Raw genomic sequence first — 20,644 nt, forward strand, 5'->3', positions numbered from 1 at the left:
ATATTGTAAAGACTAGAAAGAATAGTTAAACGACAATGATATGTTTGTTCCTGTTTTGTAAGCTGAGAAAGTTTCATCACCACCGTTACCCACACTACCATTATATTTTTTGTCTCCGTTATAGTCGAAATAAATTACATTTCTCTGGTTTAAAATGTCACCAGCATTTAGCTTAATTTCACCTTTAGATTTAAGTACTTTATAACTCACCTGGAAATCAAGCACATCTCTTGGGTTTTCCCAGGTGCTAGGGAAACGGATACCGCCTGCCTGCACAATCCTTCTTCCAATTTTATTATACAGGATATTAAAATTTAATTTATTGTCTAAAGCACTGTGCTGTAAACCAGCATTAATTACGTAAGGAGACTGCCCAACCATTGGACGCGTTTTATCAATATAATCCTGATCTGTAGGATTGGTTACCTTAGATTTGATTAATGAAAAATTGAAGTAAGCTGTTGTATTTTTAAAGAAATCGCTTTCGTTAATAAAGTTCAAATTCTTTCTGGCTTCTAACTCTAATCCATAAGTATAAGCTTTTGGTGTGTTAAAGAAAGATACATCAGTTGTTGATCCTACATCATACCGATAAGACTCGATTGCATTAGTAAAGTGCTTATAAAATGCAGAGATTGAAAATAACTGCCCTGCTTCAGGATAAATTTCATATCTCAAATCTGCGTTGTCAATTAGTGACCTTTTTAAATTTGGATTACCAACTATATTTCCCAATTGTTCATAATCGTAGAACGATGGATAGGCCAGCTCTCTAAATTCTGGTCTGGCTAAGGTACGATAGTAAGATGCCCGTAAATTAGCCTTCTTTGTTAAACTGTAAGTTAAGTTTATTGAAGGAAGCACATCCAATTGTGTATCGTTTACATACGTTTCAATTGTATTTAATACTTTAACATTGTAGTTTTCTATTCTTGCACCATACACTGCCCTAAAATTTTCACCAAACTTTTGGTCAAGCATTAAATAACCATAATTAGTAAATGAGTTAGATTTATAACTATCTAATGGCCCGCCAACTTCAGCAAGTCTATACACTCCAGATTCGAACAATGAATGAGAAAATATTTCAGTAATAGGCAGTGCCCTGATCTTAGTTTGCAAAGCCGGATCATTTGTTGTTAATTCAGCCCCGATAAAACGGGCATCGAAAGTACGATCACGGTACTGCGAGCCCAAACCAACTTTCATTGTTGTTGATGCATCAAACAGTTTAAAAGGTGTACTATAGTTAACATCACCCGAATAAATATTTTCATTTAAATCTGAAAATAATCTGGTATTATCTTTACCTAAAGAAGTGATGTTTGCCTGGTATAAAACAGATGGATCATTTTGAGCCGCCAATGGTTTGGTATAATTCATTTTCAACTGGTTAGGCTGATTATTACCAATGCTACTGTATGAAGCAGTCCATTTTAATTTATTATTTCCTTTACCAATTTGATGATCACCTTCTAAAGTTGTTTTAAACAGTGATTTTTGCATCAAATCGTAAGCATAAAACTTATTTAGCGAATTTCCATCTTTTATACCGGTACGTTCAGTATAGTTATCATCGTAGTTTTTATTATAGATATTCTTAAAACTGATTTTATTCCTTCCGAAGCTATAGGCAAAGTTTGCCAATGCCCCCACGTTTGTTGAGAACTTATATTGATTATCCCTGTAGTTGTAGATATAAAAATTACGTTCAACATCTTGGTTTATGGTTTGCGAATTTCTATAAGTTCCGGAGATTAAAGCCCCAAACTTATTTCCATTTTCTGATTGCTTAACCCTACCAATACTAAATTGATAATTTTGCGTTGGCAATGCACTTGTAGTTTTAATGGTGTTATCCGTAGGTAATGATTTTAATGCTGCAATATTTTTAGCACTGGGTAAATTTCCTGCGGCAACAGCTGCAATACTCGGAAAATTTTCTGCAAGTTGTTTTGAGCCATCCTCATAGCCTAAATATGCTAATGCATTTTTCTTAGTTCCCAGAAAATCCTTGAAAGTTGATTGGCTATTGTATCCATATCCTACTCCAAACGATAAAAAGTTTTGATCCGGAATATCTTTAGTAACAATTTGAACCGCACCACCAGCAAAATCAGCTGGTAAATCAGGAGTAGCCGTTTTGCTAATGGTAATTTTATCAACCAAATTTGAAGGCACTATGTCAAAAGAGAAAGCTTTTTTATTGGCTTCCGTACTTGGTAAAGTAGAGTTATCAAGTGTAGCAGTATTATATCGGTCACTTAAACCACGAACAATTACAAATTTATTATCCTGTATAGTTGCACCACTAACTCTTTTTAAAACATCAGAGGTATTTTTATCCGGAGATTTTCTAATTTGTTCACTCGAAATACCATCAGAAATTAACGCACTATTTTTTTGCTGTGCATATAATGTATTAATAGATTCCTGTTTAAAACTAGCTTTTACAACAACTTCCTGTAAATTTTGTCCGCTTGCTTCGCTTAATACAACATTTAAGTTGGTAACTGCCGGAGATTTAACCTCTATATCGGAAACCTCTTTAGTTTGATATCCAACATACGAGAATTCCAGGATATGCTTACCGTTAGCCATGGCTTGTAAAACATACTTGCCATCAACATCGGTAGAAACACCTTTATTAGTACCCTTTATTCTTACGGTTACTCCAATTAAAGTTTCACCTGTTTTTTTATCGGTAACCGTACCAGAAATTTTGCCGGTTTGTGCATAAACTGCTATGCTTAGAAATGAGATCAGCATAGTTAATGCCGATCGTTTTAAAATTGTGATTAAGTCCAATTTGCCTGTTTTTAATTTTAGGCAAAGCTATTACCACAATGTTAGCTGTATATTAGGTGTTAATTAAGCTTTGTTTAATTCAAGGTTAATTTAATATTACCCAGCCCGGATTTAGTACCTGATGCCCAATTTCTTGCAAATGAAGTGCAATAACCAGATTGGACCTATTAACAGGAATTTAACATCATCTAAAAAAGATGGTTTCTTTCCTTCTATTTTATGTCCTATAAACTGACCAATCCATGCAATGACAAAAATAATTGCACAAACCAACCAAACAGCCGGACCACCTGCAACTTGCCACTTCTCTAAAGATACAATGCCCCAGCTCATCAAAAACACAAGCAATAACATCATATAAGAAAGTACAGGCGAAAGGCGGTAATAATAGTAGATGGAAAAAGCAATTAAAAATGAAGCCCAGTTAATGAAACCATTATAACGCCCCAAAAATTCAAGATGAGGAAACGGTATTGACCAAATTAATCCCAGCAAGCTGAAAATAATCAAAGGCACACAAATCCAATGAATTACTTCATTTGTTTGGTTGTTATGGCTTTCCTGATATTTATCAAAATAAACATCTACTGGACGTTTGGCTTCTACAGTTTTCATATCTAATGATTTTAACGACCGGCATAAGGTGACGATAGTTTAATATGTAAAAATAAAAAAAGCGATGGAATAATCCATCGCTTATATTCGTTTTGTCATTCAGAGACCACAGGAAGAATCTAAAAGCTGTTTTATTTACCTAACAGATGCTTCGTTCCTCAGCATGACAGGCATTTTATTTTGCAAAAGCAACAGAACGGGTTTCTCTGATTACTGTAACTTTAATTTGCCCCGGATAAGTCATTTCTGTTTGAATACGGGTTGAAATATCCGCCGCTAATAACTCAGCCTGTGCATCTGTAATGCGTTCACTCTCTACAATTACGCGTAATTCTCTACCAGCCTGGATAGCGAAAGTTTTTTCCACTCCGGGATAAGATAAAGCCAGTTCTTCTAAATCTTTTAAGCGTTTAATGTAACTTTCTACAACTTCACGACGGGCGCCAGGACGGGCACCTGAAATCGCATCACAAGCTTGTACAATTGGAGAAATCATTGAAGTCATTTCGATTTCATCGTGGTGGGCTCCAATAGCGTTACAAATTTCAGGATGTTCTTTATATTTTTCGGCCAATTGCATACCTAAAATTGCGTGTGGCAATTCCGGGTTATCATCAGGTACTTTACCAATATCATGTAATAAACCTGCACGTTTAGCCATTTTTGCATTCAAGCCTAATTCTGCTGCCATAGTTGCACAGAAGTTAGCCACCTCACGAGAGTGATGCAATAAGTTCTGTCCGTAAGACGACCGGTAACGCATACGGCCAACCATACGAATTAATTCAGGGTGTAAACCATGGATACCCAAATCGATAACGGTACGCTCACCAATTTCTACAATCTCATCTTCGATCTGTTTTTTGGTTTTGGCAACAATCTCTTCAATACGTGCCGGATGAATACGACCATCTGTTACCAAACGGTGTAAAGCCAAACGGGCTATTTCTCTTCTAACCGGATCAAAACCTGATAAAATAATGGCTTCAGGGGTATCATCAACAATAATTTCAATACCTGTAGCGGCTTCTAAAGCCCGAATATTTCTTCCTTCTCTACCAATTACACGGCCTTTAATTTCATCGCTTTCAATATGAAAAATTGATACTGAGTTTTCAATAGCAGCTTCTGTAGCTGTACGTTGAATGGTTTGAATAACCACCTTTTTAGCCTCTTTACTTGCGGTTAATTTAGCTTCATCAACAATATCCTTAACCTGCATCATCGCCTGCGTACGGGCTTCCTGTTTAAGGTTTTCTACCAATTGGTTTTTAGCTTCATCAGCGGATAAACCTGCAATGGTTTCCAATTGCTTAAGGTGCTGATTCTTTAAAACTTCTACCTCGTCCTGCTTTTTAACGGCCAGTTCGGTTTGTTTTTCCAGATTAATTTTTTGCTTGTCAAGCTCCTGCTCTTTTTTATTGAAATTTTCCAAACGCTGATTAACAGATTGTTCTTTCTGTTTCATTGTATTTTCGCGTTGGTTAATGTTATTATTCTTTGCATTCACTTCTTGTTCATGCTCAGCTTTCATTTGCAAAAACTTCTCTTTTGCTTCCAGAAGTTTATTCTTTTTTAAAATCTCTGCATTGTTCTCTGCATCTTTTAAAATCTTTTTTACTTTGGTTTGTGCAGCAATTTCCTGCTGTTTAAGCAAATTACGCAGCAGGAACCTTCCTACTACTACCCCGATAATTAAACCGGCCAGTAAGGCAAATACGTATCCTAATATTTCAACTATTTCCATTTTGTTTTTTAAATAAAAAACCGCAACTAATTTTTTAAAGTCTCATACATTTTAAACCTCAACTAAGCATAATTAGGGTTTAAGCCATTTCCAGGTGCCAAAGCAGATGAAATACGCCCTCTTAACCCTATAGATATTGAAGTGTTAAGTTTTATAAAATTTGAAACTCAAAAACTAGCTGCGGCTATATTTTTGTGCTAATATATTTACAAAATCGTCACGCTGATGATTTCAACATCTTTTTAAGACTCTGAAACAAGTTCAGAGTGACGAAATTTTCTAAAGAACGTACCTTTTATTTTGAAAAGAAACCGTTTAAAATAACATCTAATTCTTCAACTTTATCGGCAACTGCAGTATCCTGGTTTTGCACCTTATTCTCTGTTCTTAATACCGCCGTTGCATAATGCAACAACGACATAGAGAGTAGATCCTGCTTATCTCTAACCGCATAATTTTCCTGATAGTCTTTTATGCGCTCATTGATCATTTTTGCTGCCCGTCTCACAATTTCTTCCTCTTCCATATTAACCTTTAAAGGATAAATACGGTCGGAAATCGTTATTTTAATCGAGATTTCTCCCATTTGTTTAGCTTAGTTTCTGTTTTTTCGTTTCACTTATTTTTTAAGCAAAGCGATACTCTTATCAATCTCCCTCACAAAATCGTTAATTTTTTGTTTAATGTCAAGCGACTTTTCACTGGTTCCTTCAATACTTTTAGCCAACTTTAAAACCCGCATTTTTTCATCGAGTTCTACATTTTTGTCTTTTGCTGTATCCAGAGCAACCTTTAACGATTGATTTTCAAGCCTTAATAAATCATTTTCTTCCTGCAAGGCATTACACAACTCGATTAACCGTGTTGTTTTTTGTATTACCTTATCTAATTGATCTGCAACAGAAGTCATGAATTTATTTCTAAAAATACGAATTTATATTTTATTTCCTAATTTCTGCCCCTGCTTGTTGGGTTAAATTAGCGATTAGTTTTTGCATGGTTTGTTCAATTTGCTTATCTGTAAGGGTTTGCTCCTCATCCAGCAAAATAAAGTTTAATGCATAAGATTTTTTACCTTCCGGTAATTTATCTCCTTCGTAAACATCAAAAACATTTACCTCTTTAATTAACTTTTTGTCGGTTTTAAAAGCAATTCCTTTAAGCAGTTCGAAGGTTACATCTTTATCAATCAACATGGAAAGATCGCGGCGAACCTGAGGGTATTTTGAAATTTCTTTGTTTACGATTTTATTCTTTTTAATCACATCAAGCAATGCACTCCAATCGAAATCAGCATAATATACTTCCGCATTTACATCAGCCAGCTTACGGTCTGCCTTTGTTGCCGCACCAAAACTAACCAGGATTTTATCTCCCCTGTAATATTTAATGCCATAAGCAAAGTTTTCATCATTTAAAACATCGCTTTGATAACTTGAGATCCCTAAACGTGAAATAATTGCATCAACTGCTGCTTTTAAATTATAAAATGTACTCGGCTTAGTACTTTGATTCCATTGCTCACTTTGTTTAGCGCCTGATACTAAAAGCAATAAACGTGGGCGCTCAATATATTTTTCGTTAATTAAGCTATACGTTTTTCCAAACTCATAAAACTTAACATCGGCATTTTTACGGTTTTGATTATAAGCTACGCTTTCTAAAGCAGGCATTAATAAACTTTGACGCATTACATTTAAATCACTGCTTAACGGATTTAAAATGTGTACGGCCTCATCTAAATTTTTAGAATAAGCAGATTTAGTTAGCGAGTTGCACCAAATTTCGGCATAGCCATTTGCAGTTAGCATATCGGCTATAACATTTTGCGTATTTTCTTTATCAGGCCTTTGGGTATAAGATAGTGAAGCATTTACTTTGGTTGGGATTTCGATGTTGTTATACCCATAAATACGCAAAACCTCTTCGGTAATGTCACATTCTCTGGTTACATCTACTTTATAAGCCGGAACTTTTAATGATAATCCTTCTGCATTTTCACTGGTTGCTTCAATGCCTAAAGCCAAAATAATTTCTTTTATCTCTGCTGCAGGAATATCTGCACCAATCAACTTAGTGATGTTATTGTAATTTACATCAAACTCAAATGGCTGAACAGGATTTGGATAAATATCGGAAATGGCTGATGAAATTTTACCACCCGCAAGTTCTTTAATTAAGATTGCAGCATATTTTAAAGCCGTAATGGTAATTTCCGGATCAGTACCACGCTCGTAGCGGAAAGAGGCATCGGTTTTTAAACCATGTCTTTTAGCCGTTTTACGCACCGAGACCGAGTTAAAATAAGCACTTTCTAAAAAGATATTTTTTGTATTTACGTCAACTCCGGAAGATTTACCACCAAATACACCAGCAATACACATTGGCGACGCTGCATTGCAGATCATTAAATCATCCGAACTTAATTTACGCTCTACATCATCTAAAGTTACAAAAGGTGTTCCTTCGGCTACTTTTTTCACGATTACTTTTCCACCGGAGATTTTATCGGCATCAAAAGCATGTAGAGGCTGTCCCAATCCATGTAAAACGAAATTGGTAATGTCTACAACATTATTAATCGGACGCAGTCCGATTACCTTTAGTTTATCTTTTAACCAATCCGGTGATTCTTTTACTTCTACACCTGAAATGGTTACACTGCTATAACGAGGACAGGCTTCCTGATCTTCAACAGATACCGGAATATTTAAACTCTCTTCATCAACTTTAAAGGCTGATAAATCCGGTGTTTTATAACTGCTTCTGAAATAAGCCGCTAAATCTCTTGCTACACCTAAATGTGAAGCCGCATCTGCACGGTTTGGTGTTAAACCGATTTCGAAAACAAAATCATCATCCATTTTGAAATGATCTTTAGCCAAAATACCAATTTGAGTATCTGCTGCCAAAATCATAATCCCATCATGCGATTTACCCAATCCAATCTCATCTTCAGCGCAAATCATTCCCTGCGATACTTCTCCCCTGATTTTAGATTCTTTAATTTTAAAAGGCTCGCCTTCCAAAGGATAAACAGTTGTACCAACGGTAGCCACGACAACTTTTTGACCTGCAGCAACATTTGGTGCACCACAAACAATCTGAAGGTTTTCTTCACGACCAACATTCACCGTGGTTACACGTAAACGATCGGCATTGGGATGCTGAACACAAGTTAAAACATGTCCAATAACAAGTCCTTCAAGTCCACCGGCAACCGGCTGCACTTTATCTACGCTTTCTACCTCCAAACCAACATTGGTTAAGATTAAAGAAAGTTCCTGAGGAGTTTTGTCTATTTGTACAAACTGTTTTAACCAGTTATATGATATTTTCATTATTCGGGTATCAAGTATTAGTATTGGGTATCGGGAATAAATTCGGGAAACCGTTTACCTAAAAAATTATAAAATGCAAAGATAATATTTAAAGCCGAAAGGCTGAAGGATAGTCCCGCTTTATAAGCAGTTTTTTACTTAAAAAACAACTTTACAAAAACCGGCAAATGATCTGAGTAATAACGCTGATCTTTACTATCTGTTAATACGGCAAATTTTTGGACGCTGAAACCTTTGTTTACAAAAACGTAATCAATTTTATCTTTAAGCTCACTGTTAAAATTAAAAGCATTAAAGGTTCCTACGGGCCCATAAGGTGGCTCAACCGTAATATCTTTGGCATCTAAAAGAAATGATTTTATAGTAGAAATAGCCTCCGTTTCCGGTGTAACGTTTAAATCACCTGTAAATACAACAGGTAATTTGGGTGCAATTTCCTGGATTTTTTGTTTAATGAGTTTAGCCGATTCAATCCTGGCTTGTACGCCTATGTGATCGTAATGGGTGTTAAAAACGATAAAATCTTTTTTATTTAGCTTATCATAAAGCTTAACCCAGCTGCAAACCCGGTTTAAAGCAGCATCCCAACCTTTTGAAGGCACATTTGGGGTTTCAGAAAGCCAGAAAGTACCACCTTCCTTTTTAGCAAACCTGGTTTTGTCAAAATAAACTGCAGAGAATTCGCCTTTACGTTTGCCATCATCCCGGCCTACCCCCACTACATCAAAGTTAGAGTTTTCAAGCAGGGCATCATATTGTTCAGGTAAAGCTTCCTGAACGCATAAAATATCAGCATCATGAAATTTAATTAAAGCCTTAACATTGTTCTTTCGGTTTGGCCAGGCATTTACACCATCAGAAGCAACATTTAAACGGATATTATACGTAATTACATTTATTGGGATTCCTGATTTTTGAGCAAAAGAAACAATGGAAATCAGGAAAAAAAGAAAAAATAATCTTAGGGTTTTCATCTTCGCAATTTAAGAAATTATTTAAAAACTAAATAAAACCCTATTGTTAGAAAATGATTAACCAATTAAGTTATCATCTTTAAAACTATAATAGCCATTATTGGTAAAAATAATATGATCAACCACCAGCAAACCTAATAAATGACCTGAAGCAACCATATCTCTTGTTAATTTACGATCACTGTCACTTGGTTTTCGGTTGCCAGAAGGATGATTATGCGCCAAAACAATATTCGCGGCATTATTTTCCAGGGCGATTTTAAAAATAACCTTTGGATCCGCTACGGTGCCGGCCTGTCCGCCCTTACTGATTAAATATTTCCCTAAAATGTGATTTGATCTGTTGAGCAGAATTACCCAAAACTCTTCGTGATTTAAATCAGCCAACGTGCTTTCCAAATATCGGTAAGCATCAATTGAACTGTTTACTTTAATGATTTCATCATCAACTGTTTCTTTACGCCGCAAGCCAAGTTCTAAAGCAGAAATGATTGTAATGGCTTTCGCCTCGCCAATACCTTTAAACCTGGCTAATTCCTGAATGCTTGCCCGGCCAAGTTTGGCTAAACTATTCTCATAAAAAGCCAGTATGCGCTTACTGAGGTCTACAGCTGTTTCGGTTCTGTTTCCTGAACCAATTAAAATGGCAATGAGTTCAGCATCTGTCAAATGTCTTTTGCCGTGCTGCAAAAGCCTTTCACGGGGCCTGTCCTCTTCGGCCCATAATTTTATCCCTAATTTCTGTGTATATTTTTCCATTTTTTCAGACAAAAAAAAACATCCCAACTTTTGGTTGGGATGTTTCTCCTAATATCGTAAAAAAACGGATTAATTTAAACCATTAACAAATTTAGTTAATTTTGATTTGTTGTTTGCCGCTTTATTTTTGTGGATAACATTCTTTTTAGCTAAACGATCTAACATAGAAATCACTTTTGGCAATAATTCTGATGCGGTTTTTTTGTCCTCAGCAGCACGTAATCTTTTAATAAAGGTACGTGTAGTTTTTGCCTGATATCTGTTACGTAAACGTTTTGTAGCGTTTGCTCTAATTCTTTTTAATGAAGATTTATGATTTGCCATTTCTATTTAGCCTTTTATTTTTCTTATTCGTTTCCTATAATTCGGGTTGCAAATATAGGATTAATATTTTCAAATTACAAAACACTTTTGTTTTTTTTATTTCAATTAAATATTCTGTATTCCAATCTTTTAATTTTTCATCAAATCAAGTCTCTTGCTTCTTATCTCTCATCGGAATCTGATTTTCTAAATCCGGAATACAAAATTCCAGTTATTGAGTTTCGGCAAAACATTGTTTACGAGCGCAAAATTACTGGAAAAATTTTACCTGTGAATCAAATTTGCAGAATTAATATTCTTATTTTAGGATAGAGCGTTAAAAATGCTATTTTTGGGAAAATCGAATTTTTAGTGAAAAAGAGAATAGCCATATTTGCTTCAGGTTCCGGATCTAATGCCCAAAAATTAATGGAGCATTTTAAATCTAATTCTGATATAGAAATTTCATTGGTTTTAACCAATAATGCAGATGCTTACGTACTACAACGGGCTGATAATTTCGAAATTCCAAGTCATATTTTTGACCGGCACGAATTTACTAAAACAGATAACATCCTTGATTTGCTCAAAAATCTGGATATCGATTTTATCGTACTGGCTGGTTTTTTATGGCTTATCCCAGCAAATTTAATTGAAGCCTACCCCGGACGGATCATCAATATTCACCCTGCTATTTTACCTAAATTTGGTGGCAAGGGCATGTATGGGGATCATGTGCATCATGCCGTAATGGCCGCTGGAGAACCTGAAGGTGGTATAACCATTCATTATGTAGATCAGAATTACGACGAAGGTGAATACATCTATCAGGCCCGTTATAAAATTGACAAAAATGACAACCTGGAAATGGTTAAATTCAAAGGTCAGCAGTTGGAGCATTTACACTATCCAAGAATTGTAGAAAGCCTGGTTAAAAAGATTAAGAAGTAGCGATACTATTAAAGCCGCCGGTTCTTCAAAGAAAATTTGAGTCTGTTTTTTCGTATCAAAAGCAATAAAGCGCTTACCACAGTAAGAAATCTAATGTTTAACAATGTTTCCCATTGATAGGCAACGGAAAATAATGCTAATACTGGTGGATTACCGAGATGTTGAAAGAAATATGGTCCTATGGCCAATATCATAAACAAAAACTAAATATCTACAATTCACACATGGATCAAGAGCCTAAGTAATGGTTAAAAATAAAGTGAACAAGAAAAAAATGCCCGGCAAAGAAAAATATATAAATAATTTCATTTTTATTGGTTCCTTCGGCTAAATAAATGCCCCTGTTTTACTACCTTTGCGGCTCAAAATTTTCAGTAGAATGAGTCAATCCATTAAAATCAAAAACGCTTTAATCTCAGTATATTATAAAGATGGTTTAGCACCATTGGTAAAATTGTTAGCCGAACAGGGTGTACAATTATTTTCTACCGGTGGTACCGAACAATTTATTAAAGATTTAAACCTGCCGGTAACAGCGGTTGAAGATTTAACGGGTTACCCTTCTATTTTAGGCGGTCGGGTTAAAACATTGCACCCAAAAGTATTTGGGGGTATTTTAAACCGCAGAGGCTTAGAAGGTGATCAGCAACAAATTGCAGAATACGAAATTCCGGAAATTGATTTGGTTATTGTAGATCTATACCCTTTTGAAGAAACGGTAAAAGCCGGTGGTACTGCCGAAGAGATCATTGAAAAAATCGATATCGGTGGAATTTCATTAATCCGTGCTGCTGCCAAAAACTTTAACGACGTGGTGATTATTGCTTCAAAAAATGATTACCCAACTTTACAGGCGCAATTAGCAGAACAAAATGGTGAGACTACTTTAGCACAACGTAAAGCGTATGCGAAAAAAGCATTCCACACGTCTTCTCATTACGATACTGCAATTTTTAACTATTTTAATACGGAAGAGCCACTTGATGTATTTAAACAAAGCGTAACAGAAGCTAAAACTTTACGTTACGGCGAAAATCCACATCAGGGTGGTGTATTTTATGGCGATTTAGATGCTATGTTTACCAAATTAAACGGCAAAGAACTTTCTTACAACAACTTAGTAGATGTTGATGCAGCTGTAAGTTTAATTGATGAATTTGAAGATCCAACCTTTGCAATTTTAAAACATACCAATGCTTGTGGTATTGCCTCTCGCCCTACGGTAAAACAAGCCTGGACCGATGCTTTAGCATGTGATCCGGTTTCGGCATTCGGTGGTGTATTAATTACCAACGCAGAAGTTGATTTAGAAACGGCGCAGGAAATTAATAACTTATTTTTTGAAGTATTGATTGCACCTTCTTATCAGCCTGAAGCGGTTGAATTATTCAGTAAAAAGAAAAACCGTGTTATTTTACAACGCAATAATGTTGAATTGAGCAAAAAACAATTCAAAACTTTATTAAATGGTGTAATTGAGCAGGATAAAGATTTAATTATTGAAGGTCCGGATCAAATGACAACTGTTACGGATAAAGCACCGACTGCACAGGAATTAAAAGATTTATTTTTCGCTAATAAAATTGTGAAACATACAAAATCCAACACCATCGTTTTGGTTAAAGATGATGTTTTAATTTCCAGCGGTGTTGGTCAAACTTCACGTGTAGATGCTTTAAAACAGGCCATTGAAAAAGCGGCTTCGTTTGGATTCAGCGTTAAAGGCGCTTCAATGGCATCTGATGCATTTTTCCCTTTCCCAGACTGTGTAGAAATTGCAGCTGAGGCCGGTATTACTGCTGTTTTACAACCGGGTGGCTCTATTAAAGATGCCGATTCAGTTGCAAAAGCAAACGAAAAAGGAATTGCAATGGTTACCACGGGCGTTAGACACTTTAAGCATTAGTTTTTTGAGTTGAAAGCAAAAACACGAAGCTTAAAGAAGGTTATCGATTACTTTAGTCTAGCTGCTTTCATCTTTTAGCTTTATCGTTAAAGAAAATGAAACTTAAAACAATAAAAAGACTATTTTTACATTAGGAATAGTATAGATTTAACAAAATAAATAAAACATACCTTATACATGGGATTATTTAACTGGTTTACGCAAGAAGTTGCCATCGATTTAGGCACAGCGAATACCCTGATTATACATAACGACAAAGTTGTTGTAGATGAACCATCTATTGTAGCTTTTGATCGCACAACAAACAAAGTCATCGCTATAGGTCGTCAGGCGATGCAAATGGAGGGTAAAACCCACGATAATATTAAAACCGTTCGTCCATTAAAAGATGGTGTAATTGCCGATTTCAATGCTGCTGAAGCCATGATTAAAGGGATGATCCGGATGCTTAATGGCGGTAAAGGCTGGATGTTTCCTTCTTTACGTATGGTAATTTGTATTCCTTCGGGCATTACAGAGGTAGAGAAACGTGCAGTACGTGACTCTGCTGAAATTGCAGGTGCTAAAGAAGTTTACTTAATTCACGAGCCAATGGCTGCTGCCGTAGGTATTGGAATTGATGTGGAAGAACCAATGGGTAACATGATTATCGATATCGGCGGTGGTACAACGGAAATTGCCGTTATCGCTTTATCAGGTATTGTTTGCGATCAGTCTATCCGCGTTGCCGGAGATAACTTTGACTCTGATATTGTAAACTACATCCGCCGTCAGCACAACATTATGATTGGTGACCGTACCGCTGAAAAGATTAAAATTGAAGTTGGTGCAGCTTTACCTGAATTACAGGATGCACCTGCAGATTTTGCTGTTCAGGGACGTGATTTAATGACGGGTGTTCCAAAACAAATTACAGTTTCTTATACTGAGATTGCACATTGTTTAGATAAATCGATCTCTAAAATTGAAGAAGCTATTTTAAAGGCTTTAGAGATTACCCCTCCTGAACTTTCTGCTGATATTTACCAAACCGGTATTTATTTAACTGGTGGTGGTGCATTATTAAGAGGTTTGGATAAACGTGTTGCCGCTAAAACTAAATTACCGGTTCACGTTGCTGAAGATCCGCTTCGTGCAGTTGTTAGAGGTACAGGTATTGCCCTTAAAAATATTGGTGGCTATAAATTCTTAATGCAATAATTTTTATTTACGATTGACGGTTTTAGATTGACGAATGCTATGGCCAATCTAAAACCGCAAATCCACAATCTTCTAATCGAATGCGTAACCTTTGGATTTTTATAAGCAGATACAACGCATTTTTTTTATTTATTATTTTTTTTACGATTGGGGTTTCCCTTACACTAAAAAATAATGCCTATCAAAGAAGCGTAACCCTAAACTCAAGCAATGAGGTGGTGGGTACGGCTTATGAGCGGTTAAATGTTTTTAAAAGATACTTAAATTTAGGAATGGTAAACGATAGCCTTGCAGCTGAAAATGCCAAACTTAAAACCAGTTTACTTGCATTAACCACCGTAGACTCTGCCAAAGATACCAAAGTTATTGACACCATAACCAACCAGCAATACACTTATCTTGCTGCTAAAGTAATTAAAAACTCCATTACGCTTCGCAACAATGTAATGACCATTAATAAGGGCGCATTGGATGGGATTAAAGGTGGAATGGCTGTAATTGCCCCACAAAGAGGGGTTGTTGGTTTTATCCGTGATGTTTCTGATCACCTCGCGACCATTCAATCTTTATTGCATAAAGACACTAAAATCAGCGTTGTGGTAAAAAAGAGCCAGGCATTAGGTTCATTGGTATGGGGAGATGGAAATTTCAATATTAAAAAAGCTTTAATCAAAGAAGTTCCTAACCACATTAAAATGTACGTTGGCGATTCTATCGTTACTTCGGGCTTCGGTTCCTTTCCTAAAGGTATTTTAGTGGGCAGAGTAAGTAAAACGAATGTTGCCACAAATGATAATTTCCTCTCAGCAGAAATAAATTTATTTACCGATTTTAGCACATTGCAATATGTATATGTGGTTAAAGATAAAACAGCTGAGGAACAAAAAGCTTTAGAAAGCCTGGTTAAACCAAATGAATAGCAGAATTATAATCGTAAATATTATCAGGTGGTTTTTACTACTTTTTGTGCAGATTTTTTTGCTCAAAAATATGGGTTTTTACGATCTGTCTACTCCATTTATTTACGTCCTGTTTTTACTTTTACTTCCCTTCGGGATTCCTAATATTTTATTATATCTGCTGGCCTTCGGAACCGGCTTAACATTAGATGCCTTTTACGATACAATGGGTGTACATGCCACCGCCTGTGTTGTATTGGCCTTTGTAAGGATATCTTTTATTTCCATCAGCTTAAACCGGGATGCAATTGATGACCCCGAACCATCATTAAGTTATATGGGCTTTCAGTGGTTTTCTTTGTATGCATTGCTGTGCGTTTTGGCTCATCATGTGGTTTTGTTCTTTTTAGAAACATTCAGGTTAACAGAAATTGGTTATACCTTAATGAGATGCGGCTTAAGTTGTATCTTTACACTGCTTATTATTTTATTGGTAGAGTTTATATTCTATAGAAGAACCTCCCGCTAATGGATCAATTATTTAACCGGAAATATATCGTTCAAGGATTATTTATCGTAATCGCCATTATTTTACTGGCGAAACTATTTTATATCCAGATCATCAGTGATAAAGCATTCCTTTCGGCAGAAAGTAATGTTTTAAAGAAAAAGTACAAATACCCTGCCCGTGGTGCAATATTAGATCGCAACGGAAAAGTTATTGTACAAAATGAACCCGTTTATGATCTAATGGTCATTCCAAATGAAGTGAAACCCTTCGATACTTTAAGTTTAGCCACAGCGCTGGATATTACCACTGATGATGTTAGAAAAAATTTAAGGAAAGCACGGGCAAAATCAAACTACCAGTCTACCCCCTTTGTAAAACAAATATCAGTACAAAGCTATGCCCGTTTACAGGAAATTATGTATCGTTTCCCAGGTTTTTCTACCCAGGACAGAACCATACGTCATTACCCTGATAGTGTTGCCGGACAGTTGTTTGGCTATGTGAAAGAAGTAAGTAATGATGATATCGAAAAATCTGAAGGCTACTATAAACCAGGTGACTACAAAGGAAAAAGTGGTCTTGAAAGATCTTATGAAGAAGTATTAAGAGGCGAACGTGGTGTAATTAATACCGTTTATGATGCCAAAAATACCCCCCAGGGAAGTTATGCGAATGGAAAATACGACATCAACGCGGTATCGGGCGAAAGATTAATTTCGGGAATAGACATCAGAATTCAAAAGCTTGGCGAAGAACTGATGCTCAATAAAGTGGGCGCAATTGTAGCAATAGAGCCTGCAACAGGCGAAATACTGGCCATGATTAGTAGCCCGGGTTATGATCCAAATTTACTTGTTGGAAGAGATCAGGGAAACAACTACATGAACCTGATCGGAAATCCTTATCGTCCTTCATTAGTGAGGCCCATTCAGGGAAGTTATCCGCCGGGTTCTTCATTTAAACCTATTGATGCTTTGATTGGATTGCAGGAAGGTGTAATTGATCCCAATACAACTTTCAACTGCCCCGGTTATTACATGGCCGGAAATCATAAAGTTAAATGCGAGCACGTTGATGGCAATATTAGCATGAGAAAAGGGATTGCAAGATCCTGTAATACTTATTTCTGCCACGTTTTTCAAAACCTGATTACCAGAAACGGCATGAAAAATCAGCGTCAAACTTACCAGGACTGGCGGGATAAGGTTGCGAAATTTGGCTTTGGTTCAAAACTGGATGTTGATATTCCCTTTGAGCGGCCAGGTTATTTTTACAATGCCGATCATTACGATAAAGTATATGGCAAGCGCTGGGGTTATACAACTGTAATCTCTCAAGCCATTGGCCAGGGAGAAATTACCGCTACACCGCTTCAAATTGCCAATGCCATGGCTATTATTGCCAACAGGGGTTATTACCTCAAGCCGCATTTAATTAAAGCCATTGGCGATAAAAATCAAGTGAAGAAAGAATACATCAAGAAAAATTATGTAGGTATTGATGCCAAACATTTTGAACCGGTAATTGACGGCATGCAAGATGCAGTAAATAGTGGTTGGGGAACAGCAGTACTTTCACGTATTCCAAATATTATCATGTGCGGTAAAACAGGAACAGTACAAAATCCTCATGGAAAAAATCACTCTGTTTTTATCGGTTTTGCACCAAGGGATAATCCAAAAATTGCTATTGCGGTTATTGTTGAAAACGCTGGTTATGGAAGTATCTATGCCGCTCCTATTGCGAGTTATATGGTAGAAAAATACATTACCGGACAGGTAACCGGCAGCAGGGCAGCTGGAGTAGAATGGATGAAGAAACAAAATCTCCTTCCAGCTATTATTGATAAGACTAAAAAAGTTAAACTAACTAAAACAGATAGCTTAAATATTAAGAAAACTGATTCTATCAAAAGAATTAAAGACAGTTTAATATTAAAACCAGGGATAACCAGTAAATCGGTAGTGCTAAAACCCATACAGTCAAAACCTGCTTTGGTAAATAACAAACCTGAAACCAACCAAAAATGATACAACAACAGGGAAATCGTTTCTTTTTTAATGTAGACTGGATTACGGTATTAATCTACATTGCACTGTGTTCAATAGGTTTCATTAATATTTACGCATCAATTTATAACCCTGATAAGGCCGCAGCCGGGTTTGATTTCGGAAGCAGTTACGGCAAACAGCTGATTTATGTAATTACCGGGCTAATTTTAGGTTTATCCATCCTTTTATTTGATGGCAGGCTGTTTAATGTTTTTGCACCCTTTATCTATGGGATTACCTTAATTTTACTCGTCATTGTATTATTTGTTGGCCGAAATGTTGGTGGTAATCAGGCCTGGATACCCTTAGGCTCTTTCAGGCTACAACCCTCCGAGTTTGCTAAATTCGGAACCGCTTTACTGCTGGCCAGGTATGTAAGTACCTTTAATCCAAAATTCAGAGATATAAAATCTATTTTTATTGCGGCTATAATTGTTTTAGCTCCGCTGATGCTCATTATGCTACAGCCTGATACAGGTTCGGCACTGGTGTTTTTGGCTTTTATGTTCCCCATGTACCGCGAAGGATTATCAGGCTATTTTTTATTAATCTTTCTGGGAATGATCGTTCTTTTTATCGCAGATTTCCTCGTTCCAACCTATATCTTAATTCTAATTTTAGTTACCGTAGGCGGATTGTTTATCTATGCAAATAAAAGGAAACAAAAAATAATCATTTCTACGGTTCTGGTTACATTGGTTGCTGTTGGCTATTTATTCCTCGTTAAAATTGCTTACACCAAAGTTTTAGAACCGCATCAACGTACCCGTATTGAGTTAATGTTGGGCCTTAAAACGGATAATAAAGGTGCCGGCTATAATGTAATTCAATCGCAAATTGCAATAGGCTCCGGGCAAGCAACCGGAAGAGGTTTTTTACAGGGAACACAAACTAAATACGGTTATGTACCCGAACAAAGCACCGATTTTATCTTCTCCACGATTGGTGAAGAATGGGGATTTGCCGGATGTACTGTTGTAATTGGATTGTATATATTTTTACTGTTAAGATTAATAAACCTCGCCGAACGCCAACGGTCTACTTTTTCCCGGGTTTATGGTTACAGTGTAGCCTGTATTCTATTTTTTCACGTATTCATCAATATCGGAATGACGATTGGAATTATCCCGGTTATTGGAATTCCATTACCGCTGATTAGTTATGGAGGTTCATCTCTATGGAGTTTCACCATATTACTATTTATCTTCCTGAAATTGGATTCGAATAGAATGGGCTTTATTTAATCAGGAATACTGCTCCTCCTCTGACTAATTGTTAGCAATAAGAAAAAACTGTAAGGCTTAAGAACTGAATCTTCTGTTTAACAACTCGTAAAACTGATCTACCGTAGCTTGTTTTGCCGCCCAGTTATTTTTTGCTGCATAATTCTTTTGTAAAAAACTATCAGCCGCTTCAAAGTTGTTCATCCGGTTAACTAAATCTAAAGCTTCAGAATAAGCCATATTATATCCGCCAAATAAATCCTTTACAAAAAGCAATTTCTCATTTAAGTTAATGGCTTGCTTCAAATCCTGAATGGGTGCCTTAACTTCTTCAGTCTGACCATTGGTTTTGGATAATAAGTCGTTCAATGTTGGTACAGATTTTTCCACAATTGGTTGTACAACAGGTTTTACCGGAACTGCCTCCGGCACAAAAGCAGGGCGCTCTTCAACCACCGGCGAAATTATAGGTTCATCAAATATTGTGTTTTTTAATTCTTCAACTGGTTCTTCAGTTTTTTCTTCAACAAACGGAGTTTCAATTTTTGGTGTTTCAATTTCTTCAGCTTGTTCAGTTGGAATTAAAAATGGTTCAGGACCAATTTCATCCTCTTCCACAACAGAAACTTCATTTTCTACTTCTACAGGAGCTTCCTCTTTATCATGAATTTTTTTCTTATGTGCTAAAATTTCTTCCTCCTCTTTACTTAGAGGTCTGTCGAAAATTTGTTCAACCGATTTTTCTTCATAATCAAATTTATCATCAGCATCATGATTACTCAATATTAATTCGAAGGTATGGTCATCCTGATCAGGCTTAAAGAAATCCTTTTTCAATAAAGTTTCAGCCGTTTGCTCGTGTATATCTTCCTCATCTACAATTTCCTGTTCCGGTTTAATATCGATGCGTTCATCCGCTTCTTCGGCAGCAACAACTTCTTCCAGCTCTAAATTTTCAAGTTCCTGCTCTTCACTAAAGTTGATTTCAGCACTTTTAAACTCATTAGTAACTTCTCCCTTAGCTTCTGTAAATAAATCACCCTCAACTTTAGTTTCGTCAACCGGAGGTATGGTTACAGCAGCATCCAATTTATTTTCAGGCTTTCCTGTATTTAATTTTTGAATAATATGAACGTGATCGGAAAGAAAATTGGCATTGGCCAGAAAGAGTTCGACCTCTAAATCATTTAATTTATCGGGGTTTTGAGCAAGAAACTCATATTGCTCATTTAATTCTGTTAAAATACTTCCTATTTTTCTGAAAATGTCCTGTTGATTCATCATAAACTTAAAACGAAATTTTAGCTGATTTATGTTGGTAACTAAGTCTTCAAAAATAACACATAATTATGATAT

General features: G+C 36.2%; 17 protein-coding genes. 7 read left to right on the forward strand and 10 right to left on the reverse strand.

Annotated elements, in window-relative coordinates; genetic code table 11:
- Window positions 1-12 precede the first annotated feature (12 nt).
- From O0955_RS11265 to rpsT, 9 genes are all read right to left on the reverse strand, one after another.
- On the reverse strand, window positions 13-2,769 hold the full coding sequence (locus O0955_RS11265; protein WP_269427642.1) for a TonB-dependent receptor: 2,757 nt from the start codon (window positions 2,767-2,769) through the stop codon (window positions 13-15).
- A gap of 150 nt (window positions 2,770-2,919) precedes the next feature.
- Window positions 2,920-3,423 (reverse strand): Mpo1 family 2-hydroxy fatty acid dioxygenase, encoded by a 504-nt coding sequence (locus tag O0955_RS11270; protein ID WP_269427643.1) that lies wholly within the window; start codon window positions 3,421-3,423, stop codon window positions 2,920-2,922.
- Window positions 3,424-3,598: 175 nt separating this feature from the next.
- Window positions 3,599-5,170 (reverse strand): ribonuclease Y, encoded by a 1,572-nt coding sequence (gene rny / locus O0955_RS11275; protein WP_269427644.1) that lies wholly within the window; start codon window positions 5,168-5,170, stop codon window positions 3,599-3,601.
- Window positions 5,171-5,465: 295 nt separating this feature from the next.
- Window positions 5,466-5,756 (reverse strand): cell division protein ZapA, encoded by a 291-nt coding sequence (locus O0955_RS11280; RefSeq protein ID WP_269427645.1) that lies wholly within the window; start codon window positions 5,754-5,756, stop codon window positions 5,466-5,468.
- 33 nt (window positions 5,757-5,789) lie between these two features.
- Window positions 5,790-6,080, reverse strand: a complete 291-nt coding sequence (locus O0955_RS11285; protein WP_269427646.1) for a hypothetical protein — start codon at window positions 6,078-6,080, stop codon at window positions 5,790-5,792.
- Window positions 6,081-6,111: 31 nt separating this feature from the next.
- Complete coding sequence (gene pheT, locus O0955_RS11290) at window positions 6,112-8,511, reverse strand: phenylalanine--tRNA ligase subunit beta (protein WP_269427647.1); 2,400 nt, start codon at window positions 8,509-8,511, stop codon at window positions 6,112-6,114.
- A gap of 134 nt (window positions 8,512-8,645) precedes the next feature.
- Window positions 8,646-9,485: an endonuclease/exonuclease/phosphatase family protein gene (locus tag O0955_RS11295; RefSeq protein ID WP_269427648.1), complete on the reverse strand. Its 840-nt coding sequence runs from the start codon at window positions 9,483-9,485 to the stop codon at window positions 8,646-8,648.
- A 57-nt stretch (window positions 9,486-9,542) separates the two neighbouring features.
- Complete coding sequence (radC, locus tag O0955_RS11300; protein ID WP_269427649.1) at window positions 9,543-10,244, reverse strand: RadC family protein; 702 nt, start codon at window positions 10,242-10,244, stop codon at window positions 9,543-9,545.
- 69 nt (window positions 10,245-10,313) lie between these two features.
- A complete protein-coding gene (gene rpsT / locus O0955_RS11305) occupies window positions 10,314-10,568 on the reverse strand; it encodes a 30S ribosomal protein S20 (protein ID WP_131535806.1) in 255 nt (84 codons plus the stop codon).
- 351 nt (window positions 10,569-10,919) lie between these two features.
- Between rpsT and purN the strand changes: the two genes are divergently transcribed.
- The 7 genes from purN (at window position 10,920) to rodA (ending at window position 19,309) form a co-directional block, all read left to right on the forward strand.
- Window positions 10,920-11,498, forward strand: coding sequence for a phosphoribosylglycinamide formyltransferase (gene purN, locus O0955_RS11310; protein ID WP_269427650.1), 579 nt, complete (start codon window positions 10,920-10,922; stop codon window positions 11,496-11,498).
- 379 nt (window positions 11,499-11,877) lie between these two features.
- A complete protein-coding gene (gene purH / locus O0955_RS11315; RefSeq protein ID WP_269427651.1) occupies window positions 11,878-13,404 on the forward strand; it encodes a bifunctional phosphoribosylaminoimidazolecarboxamide formyltransferase/IMP cyclohydrolase in 1,527 nt (508 codons plus the stop codon).
- Window positions 13,405-13,581: 177 nt separating this feature from the next.
- A complete protein-coding gene (locus O0955_RS11320; protein ID WP_010601761.1) occupies window positions 13,582-14,604 on the forward strand; it encodes a rod shape-determining protein in 1,023 nt (340 codons plus the stop codon).
- An 80-nt stretch (window positions 14,605-14,684) separates the two neighbouring features.
- The gene (gene mreC, locus O0955_RS11325) at window positions 14,685-15,524 is read left to right on the forward strand and encodes a rod shape-determining protein MreC (RefSeq protein WP_269427652.1); all 840 of its coding nucleotides are present in this window, start codon (window positions 14,685-14,687) and stop codon (window positions 15,522-15,524) included.
- Window positions 15,517-16,032, forward strand: coding sequence for a rod shape-determining protein MreD (locus tag O0955_RS11330; protein ID WP_269427653.1), 516 nt, complete (start codon window positions 15,517-15,519; stop codon window positions 16,030-16,032). Before mreC ends, O0955_RS11330 begins: the two co-directional genes overlap by 8 nt.
- On the forward strand, window positions 16,032-18,044 hold the full coding sequence (gene mrdA, locus O0955_RS11335; RefSeq protein ID WP_269427654.1) for a penicillin-binding protein 2: 2,013 nt from the start codon (window positions 16,032-16,034) through the stop codon (window positions 18,042-18,044). The genes O0955_RS11330 and mrdA overlap by 1 nt, the downstream gene beginning before the upstream one ends.
- Window positions 18,041-19,309, forward strand: a complete 1,269-nt coding sequence (gene rodA / locus O0955_RS11340; RefSeq protein ID WP_269427655.1) for a rod shape-determining protein RodA — start codon at window positions 18,041-18,043, stop codon at window positions 19,307-19,309. The genes mrdA and rodA overlap by 4 nt, the downstream gene beginning before the upstream one ends.
- A 57-nt stretch (window positions 19,310-19,366) precedes the next feature.
- Here the strand turns inward: rodA and O0955_RS11345 are convergent, their stop codons facing one another.
- Window positions 19,367-20,572, reverse strand: coding sequence for a hypothetical protein (locus O0955_RS11345; protein ID WP_269427656.1), 1,206 nt, complete (start codon window positions 20,570-20,572; stop codon window positions 19,367-19,369).
- Window positions 20,573-20,644: the final 72 nt, after the last annotated feature.

Origin of the sequence: Pedobacter punctiformis (assembly GCF_027213715.1) — a bacterium.
Lineage (GTDB): Bacteria > Bacteroidota > Bacteroidia > Sphingobacteriales > Sphingobacteriaceae > Pedobacter > Pedobacter punctiformis.

Excerpts from the sequence above, each read along its gene's own strand:
- O0955_RS11265 (WP_269427642.1), bottom strand. The coding sequence starts at position 2,769 with ATGCTGATCTCATTTCTAAGCATAGCAGTTTATGCACAAACCGGCAAA.
- O0955_RS11270 (WP_269427643.1), bottom strand. The coding sequence starts at position 3,423 with ATGAAAACTGTAGAAGCCAAACGTCCAGTAGATGTTTATTTTGATAAA.
- rny (WP_269427644.1), bottom strand. The coding sequence starts at position 5,170 with ATGGAAATAGTTGAAATATTAGGATACGTATTTGCCTTACTGGCCGGT.
- O0955_RS11280 (WP_269427645.1), bottom strand. The coding sequence starts at position 5,756 with ATGGGAGAAATCTCGATTAAAATAACGATTTCCGACCGTATTTATCCT.
- O0955_RS11285 (WP_269427646.1), bottom strand. The coding sequence starts at position 6,080 with ATGACTTCTGTTGCAGATCAATTAGATAAGGTAATACAAAAAACAACA.
- pheT (WP_269427647.1), bottom strand. The coding sequence starts at position 8,511 with ATGAAAATATCATATAACTGGTTAAAACAGTTTGTACAAATAGACAAA.
- O0955_RS11295 (WP_269427648.1), bottom strand. The coding sequence starts at position 9,485 with ATGAAAACCCTAAGATTATTTTTTCTTTTTTTCCTGATTTCCATTGTT.
- radC (WP_269427649.1), bottom strand. The coding sequence starts at position 10,244 with ATGGAAAAATATACACAGAAATTAGGGATAAAATTATGGGCCGAAGAG.
- rpsT (WP_131535806.1), bottom strand. The coding sequence starts at position 10,568 with ATGGCAAATCATAAATCTTCATTAAAAAGAATTAGAGCAAACGCTACA.
- purH (WP_269427651.1), top strand. The coding sequence starts at position 11,878 with ATGAGTCAATCCATTAAAATCAAAAACGCTTTAATCTCAGTATATTAT.
- O0955_RS11320 (WP_010601761.1), top strand. The coding sequence starts at position 13,582 with ATGGGATTATTTAACTGGTTTACGCAAGAAGTTGCCATCGATTTAGGC.
- mreC (WP_269427652.1), top strand. The coding sequence starts at position 14,685 with ATGCGTAACCTTTGGATTTTTATAAGCAGATACAACGCATTTTTTTTA.
- O0955_RS11330 (WP_269427653.1), top strand. The coding sequence starts at position 15,517 with ATGAATAGCAGAATTATAATCGTAAATATTATCAGGTGGTTTTTACTA.
- mrdA (WP_269427654.1), top strand. The coding sequence starts at position 16,032 with ATGGATCAATTATTTAACCGGAAATATATCGTTCAAGGATTATTTATC.
- rodA (WP_269427655.1), top strand. The coding sequence starts at position 18,041 with ATGATACAACAACAGGGAAATCGTTTCTTTTTTAATGTAGACTGGATT.
- O0955_RS11345 (WP_269427656.1), bottom strand. The coding sequence starts at position 20,572 with ATGATGAATCAACAGGACATTTTCAGAAAAATAGGAAGTATTTTAACA.